Below are 2,091 nucleotides of genomic sequence, written 5' to 3'. Positions count from 1 at the left end.
ACGACGCTCTTCCGATCTGATCTCCTCGTCCAGGACGGTCAGATCGCGGACCAGGCGCATGCCCTTGCCGCCGCCGCCCGCCGACGGCTTCAGGAGCACGGGGGCACCCAACTCATGGGCGGCCTTGGCCAGTTCGGGGTCGCGTCCGCCGGGGACGACCGGGACGCCGGCCGCCTCCACCGTCTCCTTGGCGCGGATCTTGTCGCCCATGAGGGCGATCGCGTCCGCCGGAGGACCGATGAAGACCAGCCCGGCGTCGGCGCACGCGCGCGCGAAGGCCGCGTTCTCCGCGAGGAAGCCGTAGCCCGGGTGCACGGCCTGCGCGCCCGTGCGGGCCGCCGCCTCCAGGAGCCGCTCTACCGACAGATAGCTCTCGGCGGCCGGTGCGGGACCGATCCGTACCGCCGTGTCGGCCTCCCGGACGTGCCGGGCGTCCGCGTCGGCGTCGGAGAAGACGGCCACCGAGCGCACACCGAGCGAGCGCAGGGTGCGGATCACGCGGACCGCGATCTCGCCCCGGTTGGCCACGAGGACCGTCTCGAACATCTCGGGCGTCTCGGGAATCTCGAATGTGTCGACCATCTCGGGCACCCTCATCACATCCGGAAGACGCCGAACTGGGGGTCTCCCAGGGGCGCGTTGGCACAGGCGGTCAGGGCGAGGCCGAGGACCTGGCGGGTCTCCAGGGGGTCGATGACCCCGTCGTCCCAGAGGCGGGCGGTGGCGTAGTAGGCGTTGCCCTGGCGCTCGTACTGCTGCCGGATCGGGTCCTTGAAGGTCTCTTCGCCCGCGGCGGGCCAGGACTCCCCGCGCGCCTCCAACTGGTCCCGCTTGACGGTCGCGAGGACCGACGCGGCCTGCTCGCCGCCCATCACGGAGATCTTGGCGCCGGGCCACATCCACAGGAAACGGGGGGAGTACGCCCGGCCGCACATCGAGTAGTTGCCCGCGCCGTACGAGCCGCCGACCACCACGGTCAGCTTGGGCACGCGCGCGCAGGCGACGGCGGTGACCATCTTGGCGCCGTGCTTGGCGATGCCACCCGCTTCGTAGTCCCGCCCGACCATGAAGCCGGAGATGTTCTGGAGGAACACGAGCGGGATGCCGCGCTGGTCGCACAGTTCGATGAAGTGGGCGCCCTTCTGGGCGGATTCGGAGAACAGGATGCCGTTGTTGGCGACGATGCCGACCGGGTGGCCGTGGATCCGGGCGAAGCCGGTGACCAGGGTCTGCCCGAACTCGGCCTTGAACTCCGAGAAACGGGAGCCGTCGACCACGCGCGCGATGATCTCCCGTACGTCGTAGGGGGTACGGGAGTCGACCGGGACGGCGCCGTAGATCCCGTACGGGTCGACCTTCGGCTCGACGGCCTCGGTGACCTCCCAGGGGAGCGGCCCGCGCGCGGGGAGCGTGGCGGCGATGTTCCGGACGATCCGCAGGGCGTGTGCGTCGTCCTCCGCGAGGTGGTCGGTGACACCCGACACGCGCGCGTGGACCTCGCCGCCGCCCAGCTCCTCGGCGGTGACGACCTCGCCGGTGGCGGCCTTCACGAGGGGCGGCCCGCCCAGGAAGATCGTCCCCTGATTCCGGACGATGACGGCCTCGTCGCTCATGGCCGGGACGTAGGCCCCACCGGCGGTACACGACCCCAGCACAGCGGCGATCTGCGGAATCCCCGCCCCCGACATCCGGGCCTGGTTGAAGAAGATCCGCCCGAAGTGGTCCCGGTCCGGGAACACCTCGTCCTGCATGGGCAGAAACGCGCCCCCGGAGTCGACGAGATAGATACAGGGGAGGCGGTTTTCGAGGGCGATCTCCTGGGCGCGCAGATGCTTCTTCACGGTCATCGGGTAGTACGTGCCGCCCTTGACCGTGGCGTCGTTCGCGACGATCACGCACTCCCGGCCGCTCACCCGGCCGATCCCGGCGATCACACCGGCGGCCGGCGCGGCCCCGTCGTACATCCCGTCGGCCGCGAGGGGAGCGAGCTCCAGGAAGGGTGAGCCGGGGTCGAGGAGCGTGTCGACGCGGTCGCGGGGGAGCAGCTTGCCGCGCGCGGTGTGCCGGTCCCGGGCCCGCTCACCGCCGCCG

At 71.4% G+C, this 2,091-nt stretch carries 2 protein-coding genes; both read right to left on the bottom strand.

The annotated features are described in order from the left end of the window. Window positions 1-546 (bottom strand): biotin carboxylase N-terminal domain-containing protein (locus tag R6V09_RS51800; RefSeq protein ID WP_317888351.1); only part of this gene is annotated, 546 nt, incomplete at its 3' end. Window positions 547-596: 50 nt separating this feature from the next. Further along, window positions 597-2,091 (bottom strand): carboxyl transferase domain-containing protein (locus tag R6V09_RS51795; protein WP_317888350.1); only part of this gene is annotated, 1,495 nt, incomplete at its 5' end.

Source organism: Streptomyces sp. W16 (assembly GCF_033194735.1).
Classification (GTDB): Bacteria; Actinomycetota; Actinomycetes; order Streptomycetales; family Streptomycetaceae; genus Streptomyces.
The sequence above is the reverse complement of the archived record's forward strand: the minus strand, read 5'-3'. Positions and strand labels throughout refer to the sequence as shown.